The sequence below is a fragment of the Stutzerimonas sp. R40042 genome (genome assembly GCF_026642215.1).
Taxonomy (GTDB): Bacteria; Pseudomonadota; Gammaproteobacteria; order Pseudomonadales; family Pseudomonadaceae; genus Stutzerimonas; species Stutzerimonas frequens.
In genome coordinates this window covers 2215157-2228750 of the sequence record NZ_CP113258.1, presented here as the reverse complement: position 1 = coordinate 2228750, position 13594 = coordinate 2215157, and the positions used below count along the sequence as shown (strand labels likewise).

The following is a 13594-nucleotide window of genomic DNA, read 5'->3' as shown; positions in this document are numbered from 1 at the left end:
TATCGATTCGACCATGCCGACCTGCACGCTGCACGCCCTGCCCTATCGGGCCGACCCCGCCCCATGGTTCGAACGCATCCGCCATGCTTACGGTGCCGTCCTGCTGGATTCTGGCCGACCGACAGCCGTGCGCGGGCGCTTCGACATCCTCAGCGCCTGGCCGTCGGCACTCTTCGAGCCAGCCCGAAACGAATCGGGACGCGATTTCTTCCAGCGTTTGCGCCAGGCATTGCACGACCTGGGGCCTGCAGAGCTGCCCGACAACTGCGAACTGCCATTCACGGGCGGGCTGATAGGCCTGCTGAGCTATGACTTCGGCGCGCGCCTGGAAACGCTTCCACAGCACGCTCGCGACGACAACAGCCTGCCGCTGGCGCGTCTGGGGCTCTATGAATGGGCGCTGATCACTGATCACCAGCGTCAGACCAGTCAGCTGCTGTTTCATCCTGCCTGCGCCCCGGTCGACCGCGAGCGCCTGATCCGTCTGTTCGAAGCGACCACGTCCGCCGCCGCCGCGCCGTTCAGGCTGCACGGCCGATTCACTGCAGACATCTCCCGGGACGTCTATCGCCGCGGCATCGAGCGCATCCAGGCGTATATCCAGGCAGGTGACTGCTACCAGGTGAACTACACCCAGCGTTTTCGCGCCACCTGTTCGGGTGATGCCTGGAGTGCCTACAAGGCGCTGCGCAAGGTGTGCCCGACGCCGTTCGCCGGTTTCGTTGCCCTCGACGACGGCGCCATCGTCAGCCTGTCGCCGGAGCGTTTTTTGCGCCTAGAGCGTGGCCTTGTGGAGACGCGACCGATCAAGGGCACGCGGCCCCGCGGCCACGACGAGCAGAGCGATGCCTCACAGGCGCAGGCGCTACTGGCCAGCGACAAGGACCGCGCCGAGAACCTGATGATCGTCGACCTGCTGCGTAACGATCTCGGCCGCAGCTGTCGCATCGGCAGCGTGCGCGTGCCGCAGCTGTTTGCGCTGGAAAGCTACCCCAATGTTCATCATCTGGTGAGCTGCGTCACCGGCGAACTGGCCGCTGACCACGATGCCTTCGACCTCCTCGCCGGCAGCTTCCCCGGCGGCTCCATCACCGGGGCGCCGAAGATCCGCGCCATGCAGATCATCGACGAACTGGAACCTACCCGCCGCTCGATCTATTGCGGGTCGTTGCTCTACATCGATGTCAGAGGAGAGATGGACAGCTCCATCGCCATCCGCACCCTGCTCGTCCGTGATGAACAGGTCAGTTGCTGGGGCGGTGGTGGCATCGTCGCCGACTCGGACTGGCAGTCGGAGTACCAGGAGTCGATCGACAAGGTGAGCGTTCTGATGAGAACGCTGGAAGGGCTATAAGCTGCGAGCGGATCAGTTTCAGGGACGGGTAACCATCAACTCTCTGAACCTGCCCCTCCATGATACTGCCAAAGTGCGGCAGGGCCTGTAGCTGGTGGGCTAAAGCCCACCCTACACAGCGCATCCAGACCCTTTTCTTGCCGCTTATGCCCTGCAGCTCGTGGCTGCGTCAGAGGGCGAGCTTGCGGTTCGACGCTTTGAGAAATTCCTGCTTGAGCGCATCGAAGGTGTGCACCGCCGGGAACTGCGGGAATTCGGCGATGACGTTATCCGGCGCGTGGAACAGGATGCCGGCGTGCGCCTCACTGAGCATGGTCGTGTCGTTGTACGAGTCGCCTGCGGCGATGACTCGGTAGTACAGGCTCTTCAGTGCGATGACCGACTGACGCTTGGGATCCTTCTGGCGCAGCTGATAATCCACCACGCGATCGGTCTCGTCGGTGATCAGGCGATGGCAGAGCAGCGTCGGGAAGCCCAGCTGGCGCATCAGCGGTTGGGAGAACTCGTAGAAGGTGTCGGAAAGGATCACCACCTGGAAGCGCTCGCGCAGCCAGTCGACGAATTCCCGAGCCCCGTCCAGCGGCTTGAGGGTGGCAATGACCTCCTGGATATCGGCGAGCTTCAGGCCATGCTCGTCGAGAATACGCAGGCGCTGCTTCATCAGCACGTCATAGTCGGGGATGTCCCGTGTGGTCGCCCGGAGCGATTCGATTCCGGTGGCCTCGGCAAAGGCGATCCAGATTTCCGGAACCAGCACACCTTCCAGGTCGAGACAGGCTATTTCCACGGGCCACTCCTCAATGCAGAAAATTGAAGGCGGCACTCTAACGGCAGCTCGCAGCCGAAGCAACGCAGGGCTTATACCTGAAAAGGTTGAAAGGCGTACCTAAACGTTATTTAGCGGCATAAACGGCGTTTGCTACCATCCCCGGCCTCAGAGCGCCAAAGCGCCATTGTCATCTATAAGGAAGCCGCCTGATGAGCCCATCCATCGACGTCGCAGCGTTGGCCGCCGCCTACGCCGATAAATCGCCACAAGACGTTCTTAAGCTCGCCTTCGATCTGTTCGGCGATGACCTGTGGATCTCCTTCAGTGGTGCCGAAGACGTGGTGCTGCTGGACATGGCCTGGAAGCTGAACAAGAGCGTCAAGGTATTCACCCTCGATACCGGGCGCCTGCACAGCGAGACCTACCGCTTCATCGAGCAGGTCCGTGATCACTACGGCATCGCCATCGAGATCATGACACCGGACCCGGCGTTGCTGCAGCCGCTGGTCAACGAAAAGGGCCTGTTCAGTTTCTACCGCGATGGTCATGGCGAATGCTGCGGTATCCGCAAGATCGAGCCGCTGCGCCGCAAGCTGTCGACCGTCCGCGCCTGGGCCACCGGCCAGCGGCGCGACCAGAGCCCGGGCACGCGCAGCCAGGTTGCGGTGCTGGAGCTGGATAGCGCGTTCTCGACGCCGGACCACACTCTGTACAAGTTCAATCCGCTGGCGCAGATGACCAGCGAGGAAGTCTGGGGTTACATCCGCATGCTGGAAATCCCCTACAACAACCTGCACGAGCGGGGTTTCATCAGCATTGGCTGCGAGCCCTGCACCCGTCCGGTTCTGCCGAACCAGCACGAGCGCGAAGGACGCTGGTGGTGGGAGGAAGCGACGCATAAGGAATGCGGGCTGCACGCCGGCAATCTGATCGCCAAAAGCTGACCGCACACCGCGGCGGTAAAAACCTCTGATGGGTTGGACGACAAACTCTCAACCCGTTTCAGCCGATTAGTATGTCGGCAGCTGCATTCCGTCGAACAACTCGTCCAGTTCCGCCTTGTTGCGGCACTGGATGGCCTTCTCCAGCATGTCCCGATTCAGATGTGGGGCGAACTGCTGGATGAAGTCGCACATGAAGCCACGCAGGAAAGTGCCGCGGCGGAACCCGATCTTGGTCACACTGGACTCGAACAGCTCACTGGCATCGAGCACCACCAGATCCGAATCCAGGTTCGGGTCCACCGCCATGCGCGCCACGATCCCCACTCCCAGCCCGAGCCGGACGTAGGTCTTGATCACGTCCGCGTCGGCCGCAGTGAAGACCACCTTCGGCACGAGACCGCGATGGCCGAAGGCTTCGTCGAGCTTGGAGCGCCCGGTGAAACCGAACACGTAGGTCACGATCGGGTGCTCGGCCAGCGCTTCCAGAGTGAGCTTGTCCAGCTTCGCCAGCGGATGACCGCGAGGCACGATCACGCAGCGGTTCCAGCGATAGCAGGGCATCATCACCAAGTCGCCGAACAGCTCCAGCCCCTCGGTGGCGATGGCGAAATCAACCGTGCCATCGGCGGCCATTTCGGCGATCTGCATCGGCGTGCCCTGATGCATGTGCAGCGAAACGTCCGGGTACTGCTTGATGAAGCTGCTGATCACCTGGGGCAGCGCATAACGTGCCTGGGTGTGGGTAGTGGCGATGCTCAGGGTGCCCTTCTTTTCGTTGGAGAACTCCTGGGCGATCTGCTTGATGCTTTCGCACTTGCGCAAGATTTCGCCGGCCGTGGTGATGATCCGCTCCCCCGCCGGTGTCACCCGCGTCAGATGCTTGCCGCTGCGGGCGAAGACCTCGACGCCGAGTTCGTCCTCCAGCAGGCGAATCTGTTTGCTGATACCCGGTTGCGAGGTGAACAGGCTCTGGGCGGTTGCCGAAACGTTGAGGTCATGGTGCGCCACTTCCCAGATGTAACGCAGTTGTTGAAGCTTCATAGAAATCCCTCAAGGCAAAGGCACCACTGCGCCTGCCGCAACACTTATAACCTTATGAACGGTGCGCCAACGGATGATAGATGTTCCGTCCGGCTTTTGCTGTGCGACCTTTGGTCTGACTCGCCGCGACTGCCGTTGAGCTTAGCAGCGCGGTGAAAACCGGACCCGGCGTTTGCGTCAGGCGCCGTTACGCAGCTCCAGAAAACGCAACAGGCGATAGAGCATTTCGGTGCAGGGCATGGAGACACCCTGCTGCGCCGCCGCGGCAAGTGGCGCTGCATAGATCGCCTCGAGCTCCATCGGCCGATTCTGGAAACGGTCGTGGTACATGCTGGGCAGATAGTCGGGCATCCGCGCGGTCCCCATCAGCAGCTTCTCGGGGAAATCTTCCGGCAACGAACAACCCAGCGCCTGCGCCGCAGTGCAGACCTCCTGCATGATGGTCTTGATCTGCGCCCGCGTATCGTCACTGGCCAACAGCGACTCGGTACCAGCGTCAAGCAGAGCCGAGAGGCCGTTGAACGGGACGTTCCACACCAGCTTCATCCAGCGCGCTTGCGCCAGGCTGGGCATCGGCGAGGAATCTACTCCGGCCTGCCGCAGCATCTCGGCCATTTCGCCCAATAGTGCCTGTTGCGCCTGCGGATCCAGGGTGGCAGGCCCCGAATGGTAGCCAAGGTTCACCCCACCCAGCGCCTGGTGTTCGACGACGCCCGGTGCAGAGCGATGTGCACAGATCGCGCAAAGCCCACCCAGCAGGTGCACGTTCTCTGGCAGGAACGGCCTGAGCACATCCTCCACGCCCAGCCCGTTCTGCAGCACCACGACTTTGCAGCCAGGCGCAGCGACCTGGGCGATGACTGGCGCCAGTTCCTGATTACTGGTGCTCTTCGCCCCGACCAGCAGCCAGTCGCATTGCGGCATCAGGGCGGCATCGCGGTAGATCTGCGGCTGCTCCAGCAGCAGCGGCCCGTGCACCGCACTATTGACCTGCAGACCCCGGGCAAGCACGGCATCGTATTCGCTGCGCAGCAGGAAATGCACATCGAAGCCCGCGCGCGCCAGCATCAGGCCGTAGAAACCTCCGATGGCGCCGGTGCCGATGATGCCTATACGTGGATTGGCTGCAGACATAAGCACTCCAGATCAGGCGGCTGGCCGCGTCCATCGCGCCAACCGGTTGAAAAACCGAACGATAGCAGCCCGGCGATGCGCATCACAGCGTCCCGCTCGGCGTTGCGAAGTTCGACAGGCGGATCGCCTCAATACGCTATCAATCTCGTTGTCGATTCAGCCCTTTAGCGCTAAGGTTCCGTTTCCCCGCTGCGCCCTCAAGCTCTGTTCCGCCGCACCGGGATCGCTGGCGGACGGCTCCGTGATTCCTGACGAGTGACAAATGGCTGATTTACCAATCGACGACCTCAACGTTGCGTCCAACGTGACCCTGATCACGCCGGAGCAATTGAAGCGTGAAATCCCGCTGACCGCCTCGGCATTGCAGACCGTCTCCCACGGGCGTCAGGTCGTACGCGACATTCTCGACGGCAAGGATCACCGCCTGTTCCTGGTGATCGGCCCCTGCTCCATCCATGACCTGAAAGCCGCCCATGAGTACGCCGAGCGCCTAAAGGTACTGGCGGAAAAGGTCTCCGACAGCCTTTTCCTCGTCATGCGCGTGTATTTCGAGAAGCCTCGCACCACGGTCGGCTGGAAAGGCCTGATCAACGATCCCTACATGGATGATTCATTCAAGATCCAGGATGGCCTGCACATCGGTCGCAAGCTGCTGCTCGATCTGGCGGAAATGGGCCTGCCCACCGCCACCGAGGCGCTCGACCCGATCTCTCCACAGTACCTGCAGGACCTGATCAGCTGGTCGGCCATCGGCGCACGCACCACCGAATCACAGACGCACCGCGAGATGGCGTCCGGGCTGTCCTCTGCGGTCGGCTTCAAGAACGGCACCGACGGCAGCCTGACTGTCGCCATCAACGCGCTGCAGTCGGTTTCCAGCCCCCATCGTTTCCTTGGCATCAACCAGTCCGGCGGTGTCTCCATCGTCACCACCAAGGGCAACAACTACGGCCACGTGGTGCTGCGCGGCGGCAATGGCAAGCCCAACTACGACTCGGTCAGTGTTGCGCTGTGCGAACAGGAGCTGAACAAGGCCGGCATTCGGCCGAACATCATGATCGACTGCAGCCATGCGAACTCCAACAAGGATCCCGCGCTGCAGCCGCTGGTCATGGAGAACGTCGCCAACCAGATTCTGGAAGGCAACAGCTCGATTGTTGGCCTGATGGTCGAAAGCCACTTGAACTGGGGCAATCAGGCGATCCCGAAGGATTTGTGCGACCTCAAGTACGGCGTCTCCATTACCGACGCCTGCATCGACTGGGATACAACCGAGAAGGCAGTCATGAGCATGCACAACAAGCTCAAGGACGTGCTACCCAAACGGCAGCGCAACTGAAACGAAAAAACGCCGGTCTCCGGCGTTTTTTCATTCAACTCAGCGACCACCCACGTTCGGGCGATGGCGCTCGATATAACGTTCGACATAAGAGCACGACGGGATCACCTGATAGCCCTCGCGCTCGGCATACTCGAGCGCATGCTGCACCAGAATCGCCGCGATGCCCTTGCCGCGCAGGGCGTCGGGCACGTAGGTGCGATACATGTCTAATGTCTGCTTGCCTAGATCGACATATGCCAGGTAAGCACAGTCACCATCGATCTCAGCCTCGAAGCGATGGCCAGCCTGGTCGTGGCGAACGCGCACCGTATCGCTCATCTCGTCTCCTCAGCAGGTTGCCCTGTCTTCTTGTTCTCCGATTAGCTGGGGCGCACGTCACTGCATCCGCCTACAACTTGCATAGGCTGTCTTTTCTACCTGTTTCCGTTCAATTCGGCCAGCCTCCGATTGATCATTATTTGTTCGGTGTAATAGCGGAACTTTCTTTCAACGAGCGGATCATGCAACTAGAAGCTCCAAGTGAACGAGCCAGGCGCTGGCTGTTTTTTATCCAACTTGCCTCGCCAAGCATCAAAGCAGCGGCCGATTGAAAAAAAACCCTCGGCGCCGCTGTCGGCTCAGTTTACTTAAGCTAAGTTATAGGTAGTATGTGCGCGCAAACTTTCCATAACGGAAGTTGCTTTATGGATTTCCACCTTAAGGGGAACAAGATGAACAACGTTCTGAAATTCTCTGCTCTGGCTCTGGCCGCAGTTCTGGCTACCGGTTGCAGCAACAGCATGACCAAAGAAAGCGAAGCTCGCCTGACCGCGACCGAAGACGCCGCTGCCCGCGCCCAGGCTCGCGCTGACGAAGCGTACAGCAAGGCCGACGAAGCTCTGGCCGCCGCTCAGAAGGCTCAGCAGACTGCTGACGAAGCCAACGAGCGTGCTCTGCGTATGCTGGAACGCGCCAGCCGCAAGTAAGCTTCACGAAATGAAAAAGCCGACCTTTGCAGGTCGGCTTTTTTTTGCCTCCAGATAGAGCCTCAGAACAGCTGATCGTTCTGAGCGGCCACCTCGACCTCGTTGCGCTGCTCGGCGATCTGGATAGGCAGACCGTCTTCGCCTGCGATGATTTCACGCACCATCTCCCAGTCCAGGTGCAGATTGCCGGCCGCTTCGTCACGCTTGAGCAAGGTATTGATGACGATGGCGTGCTTATCCATCAGGGTCAGCGACTTTTCCTCGTTCTCTTCCAGCGGGGCATGCGCTTCAAGATAGACCTTGCCATCGCTGACACCGAACTTGTAAGGCTCGTCGATAATCCGTACCGGCGTGCCGACCTTGACCATCTTTGCCAGCTCAAGCACGTTGTGATTGAGCATGCGGAAGCACCCATGGCTGACGCGCATGCCAATGCCGAACTTCTTGTTCGAGCCGTGGATGAGGTAGCCCGGCAGGGCCAGGCTCATCTTGTAAGGGCCGAGGGGGTTGTCCGGACCTGGCGGCACGACGGTAGGCAGCGGATCGCCATCGGCGGCGTGCTCCTCACGAATCGACTGCGGCGGATACCAGGCCGGATTGCTGGTCATTGCCGAAATGCGCGTATTGCCAACAGGCGACCCCCATCCTTCACGGCCGATACCCAGCGGGAACGTGTGCACCACGTTCTGGCCTTCCGGGTAGTAGTACAGGCGGTACTCGGCGATGTTTATCACGATACCCTGGCGAGGTCCCGGTGGCAGGATGAAGCGGGTCGGGAGAATGATGTCCGTCCCCTCTCCCGGCAACCACGGATCGACCCCCGGGTTGGCCGCGACCAACTCCAGATAGCCAAGATCGTGGGCTTCACCGATGGCAGCGAAGGTATCTTCGTACTTCGCCTTGATGACCTGGATCTGACCGACGACATCGTCACCCTCGGGCGGCAATGGCAGCTCAAGAGCGGCGCACGTGCCTGCCGATAACAGCACAGCGAATGACAGACAGGAGGCGACAGCGGACGCGCGCGAGAGCATTCGGAGAATCCTTGGAAAATGTGGCTTAGGAAAATGACGACGATTGTACTTGAAGCCGCGGAAACAGTGACCTACCAGGCAGCCGTGGCGGACGGAAGGCCTTTGCGTCGCGCCTCCAGCAACTGGCGACAGTTGGGACACAGCTGCCGATCCTTCAGCGTAGCCCGCTCGAGCTCCCTCCAGCGCGGCTGAGCCGGCAGCAAACCGCCACACAGGGTGCGGTCGGCATTGCCGTTCAGTTCCAGCTGCCGCAACGCCAGGTGCAGTCGATTCTCGCGGCAGGCGAACATGTCGTACTGCTCGTCCGGCACGATGAGTCGATAAGCGTAAAGGGTCCTGGCTGAGCGCGACATCTGAGGCTCCAATCGAGGGCGCGACAGTAGCTGCGCCCACGCATCAAAGCAAGGGTTCGAGTGCCGGCCAGACCGTCTCCAGCAGCTGACTCTGCGCCTCGGCCGTCGGGTGAATGCCATCGGCCTGCATCATGCCGCTGACGCCGCCGACGCCATCCAGCAAGAACGGCACGTAAGCAACGCTTTTCTCCGCTGCAAGCGAGTCGAATGCATCGGCAAATGCGCGGGTGTAGCGCTGCCCCAGATTCGGCGGCATGCGCATCCCGAGCAACAGAACCTCGGCACCCGCTTCGCGGCTGCGATCGATCATCTCGGCAAGATTCTGTTTCAATTGCACAGGCGACTGCCCACGCAATCCGTCATTGCCGCCCAGCTCCAGAATGACCACCGCAGGGGTGTGCGCCTCGAGCAGCGGATCGAGCCTGGCGAGCCCGCCAGCAGTGGTGTCGCCGCTGATAGAGGCGTTCACCACACGCCAGGATTCATCGCCCTCGACGAGGCGTTCCTGCAGCAGATGCACCCAGCCCTGGCTGGTTTCCAGCCCGAAAGCGGCGCTGATACTATCGCCGACCACCAGTACGGTTCCGGCCAGGGCTCCCTGAGCCCAGCACAGCAGCGCCAGGGCCCCGCATTTCAGCCATCTTCGCATCGGATTCCCTCATGAGCGGCAACATTCTCGACGCCCGGAACCTTAACAAAGTGGTACCCAGCGCGGAAGGCGAGCTGAGCATCCTGGCCGACCTCTCATTGCAGCTGGCCAAGGGCGACAGCCTGGCCATCGTCGGCACCTCAGGGTCGGGCAAGTCGACACTGCTCGGCCTGCTGGCCGGGCTCGATCTGCCGAGTTCGGGCGAAGTTCATCTGGCCGGCCATGCGCTGGCGGCGCTCGACGAAGACCAGCGGGCGCGGGTGCGTGCCGAACACGTCGGTTTCGTCTTTCAATCGTTCCAGCTGCTCGACAGCCTCAACGCCCTGGAGAACGTGATGCTGCCGCTGGAGCTGGACGGGCGCCGCGACGCTCGCGAGCGCGCCACCGAGCTGCTCTCTCGCGTCGGCCTGGGCGAGCGCCTGCAGCATTATCCCCGCCAGCTATCCGGTGGCGAGCAGCAACGCGTCGCACTGGCCCGCGCCTTCGCCGCCGAGCCCGAGGTGCTGTTTGCCGACGAACCCACCGGCAACCTCGACACCCATACTGGCGCGCATATCACCGAACTGTTGTTCGAGCTTAACCGCGAACGCGGCACGACCTTGGTGCTGGTCACCCACGACGAGCGCCTGGCCAGGCGCTGCCATCGCGTGCTTCGCCTCGAGGGCGGGCGCCAGATCGCCAGCGAGACGAGCGAATGATGGGCCTACCCAAGGCGCGCCTGTTCGCTCTGGCTTACCGGCAGTTGCTGCGCGACGCTCGCGCCGGCGAGTTGCGCGTGCTGTTTTTCGCCCTGTTGATCGCCGTCGCCGCCAGTACCGCCATCGGCTATTTCGGCGCACGCCTGAACGACGCCATGCTGCTGCGGGCCAGCGAGTTCCTTGGCGCCGACCTGGTGCTGGGCGGCAGCGCACCTGCCTCGGCGCAACAGATCGACGCCGGCAAGGCACAGGGGCTGGAACATGCCCAGGTGGTCGAATTCTCCAGCGTCATCGCCACCGACCAGGACTTGCAGCTCGCCAGTGTCAAAGCGGCCAGCAGCAGCTATCCCCTGCGCGGCGCCTTGCGCAGTGCGGCGCAGCCCTACGGCGCCGAAGAAGCCGGCGCCGGTCCGGCCCCGGGTGAAGCCTGGGCCGAGGCCAGACTGTTCGCCGCCCTGGATCTGGCAATCGGTGACGACATCGAAGTCGGCAACAAGCTGCTGCGCCTGACCCGCGTGTTGACCTACGAGCCCGATCGGGTCGGTGATTTCTACAGCCTGACGCCACGCGTGCTGATGCACCTGGACGATCTTGCCGCGACCGGTGTCGTCCAGCCTGGCAGCCGAGTGCGCTACCGGGAGCTCTGGCGCGGCGAAAGCGCCGCACTGGCGGCTTACCAGCAGGCACTGCAGCCCGGTCTGCAAGCCCATCAACGCATCGAAACCGCCGGCGACAGCAACCGGCAGATAGGGGGCGCACTGGGCCGTGCGGAACGCTATCTGAACCTTGCGAGCCTGGCTGCGATTCTGTTGGCGGGCGTTGCCGTCGCGCTGTCGGCTGCCCGCTTCGCCACCCGCCGCTTCGATGCCAGTGCGCTGCTCCGCTGCCTGGGCCTCTCCCGCCATGACGCGCTGCTGCTCTATACCTTGCAACTGGGCATGCTCGGTCTGCTGGCCAGCGTCGTCGGCGCCCTGCTCGGCTGGACCGCACAGCACGGGCTGTTCTACCTCCTGCGAGATCTGCTGGCGCAGGAGATTCCCCCCGGCGGCATCTGGCCCGCTGCAGCCGGTGTGGCCACGGGTCTGGTGGCGCTGGCGGGCTTTGCCCTTCCGCCATTGGCAGGACTGGGTCGCGTACCACCATTGCGGGTACTGCGCCGCGACCTGCTACCGGTGCCACCCAGCGCCTGGCTGGTGTACGGCACGGCGATCCTGGCCCTCGGCCTGATCATGTGGCGGCTGAGCCTGGACCTGAAGATCACCCTGGCTCTGCTGGGCGGCGGCCTGCTTGCCACGCTGGTGCTGGGAGGCCTGTTGCTGCTCGGCCTGAAGGGTATGCGTCGCCTGCTTGCCGGCGCTTCGCTGAGCTGGCGGCTGGGTCTGGGTCAGCTGCTGCGGCATCCGCTTGCAGCGGCGGGACAGGCGCTTGCCTTCGGCCTGATCCTGTTGGCCATGGCACTGATCGCCCTGTTGCGCGGCGAGCTGCTCGACACCTGGCAGGACCAGTTGCCGGACGACGCACCCAACCATTTCGTACTCAACGTGTTGCCTGCAGAAAAGGATGCCTTCGCCGAGCGAATCGACGCACTCTCCAGCCATGCCGCGCCACTGTATCCGGTGGTGCCGGGCCGACTCGTGGCGATCAATGGCGAGCCGGTCCGCCAGCTGGTCAGCAAGGAGTCCCAGGGCGAACGGGCGATTCGTCGCGATCTCAGCCTGACCTGGTCGGCCGACCTGCCCAAGGACAATCATCTGGTGGCTGGCCAGTGGTGGCATGAGCGGGCCGAGGCGGAGCTGCCAGGCGTGTCCGTCGAGGCCGAACTGGCCGAAAGCCTGCAGCTGAAGCTGGGCGACCAGCTGAGCTTCACCATAGGCGGGCTGACGCGTGACGCTCGCGTCACCAGCCTGCGCGAGGTCAACTGGGACAGCTTCCAGCCCAACTTCTACATGATCTTCGAGCCCGACACCCTGCAGGGCATGCCGGCCACCTACATGACCAGCTTCCACCTGCCACCAGGCAACGAGCGCGAACTGGTGGAGCTGGCGCGGGCTTTCCCGGCGGTGACCCTGCTCCAGGTGGAGGCGCTGCTGGCCCAGCTGCGCAGCATCCTCGCGCAGGTCTCGCTGGCGGTGGAGTACGTACTGCTGTTCGTGCTGGCGGCGGGGCTGGCCGTGCTCTTCGCCGGTCTGCAAGCGACACTGGACGAACGCATCCGCCAGGGTGCGCTACTGCGCGCGCTAGGGGCCGAACGGCGTCTGCTGCTGAGGGCGCGCCGGGCCGAGTTCGGATTGCTCGGCACTGCCAGCGGCCTGCTCGCCGCGCTTGGCTGCGAACTGGTGAGCGCCCTGCTCTATCACTATGCGTTCGACCTGCGCTGGCAGCCGCATCCATGGCTGTTGTTAATGCCGCTGATCGGCGCGCTGCTGGTCGGCAGCGCCGGGCTGATCGGCACGCGTCGCGCCCTCAACGCGAGCCCGCTGAGCGTACTGCGCGAGAACTGAAGCGCTACAATCGGCGCTTTTGCAGCGAGGTCGGAATTCAATGAGCCGTTATCGCCCACCCCGCCCGGCCGGCACGCCGCTGATCACACCAGAAGGCGAGGCCCGGCTGCGCGCCGAATTGCACGAACTGTGGCATGTCAGGCGACCACAGGTTACCCAGTCGGTCAGCGAAGCCGCCGCCCAGGGCGACCGTTCGGAGAACGCCGAGTACACCTACGGCAAGAAAATGCTGCGCGAGATCGACAGCCGTGTTCGCTTTCTAACCAAGCGTCTGGAAAAGCTGAAAGTCGTCAGCGAACGACCCGGCGACCCCAACAAGGTGTACTTCGGGGCCTGGGTGACGCTCGAGGATGAAGACGGTGAGCAGGCGCGCTACCGCATCGTCGGTCCCGATGAACTGGACCTGCGCCAGGGCATGATCAGCATCGATTCGCCGCTGGCTCGTGCGCTGGTTGGCAAGGCGCTGGACGCCGAGGTGCAAGTACAGACGCCAACGGGGACGAAATTCTGGTACGTGGTCGCCATCGACTACCCATGACCAGACAGTCAGATACAGAATATTTAGTCACGATAATCGTCGATCATGCAGGCTTTAAACGCTCATGTTCTGCGAAAAAGCCAGATCATCACCTAATCACCCACTCTGGCGTTTCGCTTCGTAACAGGCACGCCCAACCCGCCTGATAGCGCAATGCTAGCCGCATCGCTGCGATCCGCCAGTTAGAGCGGACGCTGCCGAGTGGGTCGGCTCTGGCACGAATGCTGCGCTGGCAAGGGCGCAGTACGCGCCACGCGCGGTGAACGGCAAGG

Annotated in this window: 14 protein-coding genes; 7 read left to right on the top strand and 7 right to left on the bottom strand. The window is 62.7% G+C overall.

The features are described from left to right. The first annotated feature begins 13 nt into the window (after window positions 1-13). Window positions 14-1354: an aminodeoxychorismate synthase component I gene (pabB, locus tag OUY36_RS10610; RefSeq protein ID WP_267938000.1), complete on the top strand. Its 1341-nt coding sequence runs from the start codon at window positions 14-16 to the stop codon at window positions 1352-1354. A 169-nt stretch (window positions 1355-1523) separates the two neighbouring features. On the opposite strand, the gene thrH is transcribed toward pabB, so the two are convergent. After that, window positions 1524-2141, bottom strand: coding sequence for a bifunctional phosphoserine phosphatase/homoserine phosphotransferase ThrH (gene thrH, locus OUY36_RS10605; protein ID WP_102841163.1), 618 nt, complete (start codon window positions 2139-2141; stop codon window positions 1524-1526). A gap of 191 nt (window positions 2142-2332) precedes the next feature. Between thrH and OUY36_RS10600 the strand changes: the two genes are divergently transcribed. Next, window positions 2333-3067: a phosphoadenylyl-sulfate reductase gene (locus tag OUY36_RS10600; RefSeq protein ID WP_267937997.1), complete on the top strand. Its 735-nt coding sequence runs from the start codon at window positions 2333-2335 to the stop codon at window positions 3065-3067. Window positions 3068-3133: 66 nt separating this feature from the next. Here the strand turns inward: OUY36_RS10600 and cysB are convergent, their stop codons facing one another. Beyond that, window positions 3134-4108, bottom strand: coding sequence for an HTH-type transcriptional regulator CysB (gene cysB, locus OUY36_RS10595; protein ID WP_063543094.1), 975 nt, complete (start codon window positions 4106-4108; stop codon window positions 3134-3136). Between the two features lie 177 nt (window positions 4109-4285). Next, window positions 4286-5242 (bottom strand): putative 2-dehydropantoate 2-reductase, encoded by a 957-nt coding sequence (locus OUY36_RS10590; RefSeq protein WP_267937995.1) that lies wholly within the window; start codon window positions 5240-5242, stop codon window positions 4286-4288. 262 nt (window positions 5243-5504) lie between these two features. On the opposite strand from OUY36_RS10590, the gene OUY36_RS10585 reads away from it, so the two are divergent. Next, complete coding sequence (locus tag OUY36_RS10585) at window positions 5505-6581, top strand: 3-deoxy-7-phosphoheptulonate synthase (protein ID WP_267937993.1); 1077 nt, start codon at window positions 5505-5507, stop codon at window positions 6579-6581. A gap of 39 nt (window positions 6582-6620) precedes the next feature. On the opposite strand, the gene OUY36_RS10580 is transcribed toward OUY36_RS10585, so the two are convergent. After that, entirely contained in the window at window positions 6621-6902 is a 282-nt protein-coding gene (locus OUY36_RS10580; protein ID WP_063543100.1) for a GNAT family N-acetyltransferase, read from the bottom strand. Between the two features lie 392 nt (window positions 6903-7294). Here OUY36_RS10580 and OUY36_RS10575 point away from each other — a divergent pair, with 392 nt between their 5' ends. Then, window positions 7295-7549 carry an Lpp/OprI family alanine-zipper lipoprotein gene (locus OUY36_RS10575; RefSeq protein WP_003294452.1) on the top strand — a complete coding sequence of 85 codons (255 nt, stop codon included), beginning with the start codon at window positions 7295-7297 and terminating at the stop codon, window positions 7547-7549. A 62-nt stretch (window positions 7550-7611) separates the two neighbouring features. Here the strand turns inward: OUY36_RS10575 and OUY36_RS10570 are convergent, their stop codons facing one another. From OUY36_RS10570 to OUY36_RS10560, 3 genes are all read right to left on the bottom strand, one after another. Further along, complete coding sequence (locus OUY36_RS10570; RefSeq protein WP_102841168.1) at window positions 7612-8583, bottom strand: L,D-transpeptidase family protein; 972 nt, start codon at window positions 8581-8583, stop codon at window positions 7612-7614. 71 nt (window positions 8584-8654) lie between these two features. Continuing rightward, entirely contained in the window at window positions 8655-8936 is a 282-nt protein-coding gene (locus tag OUY36_RS10565) for a hypothetical protein (RefSeq protein ID WP_063543104.1), read from the bottom strand. Between the two features lie 43 nt (window positions 8937-8979). After that, window positions 8980-9585 carry an arylesterase gene (locus OUY36_RS10560; protein WP_063543106.1) on the bottom strand — a complete coding sequence of 202 codons (606 nt, stop codon included), beginning with the start codon at window positions 9583-9585 and terminating at the stop codon, window positions 8980-8982. An 11-nt stretch (window positions 9586-9596) separates the two neighbouring features. On the opposite strand from OUY36_RS10560, the gene OUY36_RS10555 reads away from it, so the two are divergent. Genes OUY36_RS10555 through greB form a run of 3 tightly spaced genes read left to right on the top strand, consistent with a single transcriptional unit; the run spans window position 9597 to window position 13322 of the window. After that, window positions 9597-10283, top strand: coding sequence for an ABC transporter ATP-binding protein (locus tag OUY36_RS10555; RefSeq protein ID WP_011913160.1), 687 nt, complete (start codon window positions 9597-9599; stop codon window positions 10281-10283). Next, window positions 10283-12784, top strand: coding sequence for an ABC transporter permease (locus OUY36_RS10550; RefSeq protein ID WP_267937989.1), 2502 nt, complete (start codon window positions 10283-10285; stop codon window positions 12782-12784). The genes OUY36_RS10555 and OUY36_RS10550 overlap by 1 nt, the downstream gene beginning before the upstream one ends. 40 nt (window positions 12785-12824) lie before the next feature. Then, window positions 12825-13322, top strand: a complete 498-nt coding sequence (gene greB / locus OUY36_RS10545) for a transcription elongation factor GreB (RefSeq protein WP_267937987.1) — start codon at window positions 12825-12827, stop codon at window positions 13320-13322. The last annotated feature ends 272 nt before the right edge of the window (window positions 13323-13594 follow it).

Coding starts and splice junctions, on each gene's coding strand:
- pabB (WP_267938000.1), top strand. CDS start 14: ATGCCGACCTGCACGCTGCACGCCCTGCCCTATCGGGCCGACCCCGCC.
- OUY36_RS10600 (WP_267937997.1), top strand. CDS start 2,333: ATGAGCCCATCCATCGACGTCGCAGCGTTGGCCGCCGCCTACGCCGAT.
- cysB (WP_063543094.1), bottom strand. CDS start 4,108: ATGAAGCTTCAACAACTGCGTTACATCTGGGAAGTGGCGCACCATGAC.
- OUY36_RS10590 (WP_267937995.1), bottom strand. CDS start 5,242: ATGTCTGCAGCCAATCCACGTATAGGCATCATCGGCACCGGCGCCATC.
- OUY36_RS10585 (WP_267937993.1), top strand. CDS start 5,505: ATGGCTGATTTACCAATCGACGACCTCAACGTTGCGTCCAACGTGACC.
- OUY36_RS10580 (WP_063543100.1), bottom strand. CDS start 6,902: ATGAGCGATACGGTGCGCGTTCGCCACGACCAGGCTGGCCATCGCTTC.
- OUY36_RS10575 (WP_003294452.1), top strand. CDS start 7,295: ATGAACAACGTTCTGAAATTCTCTGCTCTGGCTCTGGCCGCAGTTCTG.
- OUY36_RS10570 (WP_102841168.1), bottom strand. CDS start 8,583: ATGCTCTCGCGCGCGTCCGCTGTCGCCTCCTGTCTGTCATTCGCTGTG.
- OUY36_RS10565 (WP_063543104.1), bottom strand. CDS start 8,936: ATGTCGCGCTCAGCCAGGACCCTTTACGCTTATCGACTCATCGTGCCG.
- OUY36_RS10560 (WP_063543106.1), bottom strand. CDS start 9,585: ATGCGAAGATGGCTGAAATGCGGGGCCCTGGCGCTGCTGTGCTGGGCT.
- OUY36_RS10555 (WP_011913160.1), top strand. CDS start 9,597: ATGAGCGGCAACATTCTCGACGCCCGGAACCTTAACAAAGTGGTACCC.
- OUY36_RS10550 (WP_267937989.1), top strand. CDS start 10,283: ATGGGCCTACCCAAGGCGCGCCTGTTCGCTCTGGCTTACCGGCAGTTG.
- greB (WP_267937987.1), top strand. CDS start 12,825: ATGAGCCGTTATCGCCCACCCCGCCCGGCCGGCACGCCGCTGATCACA.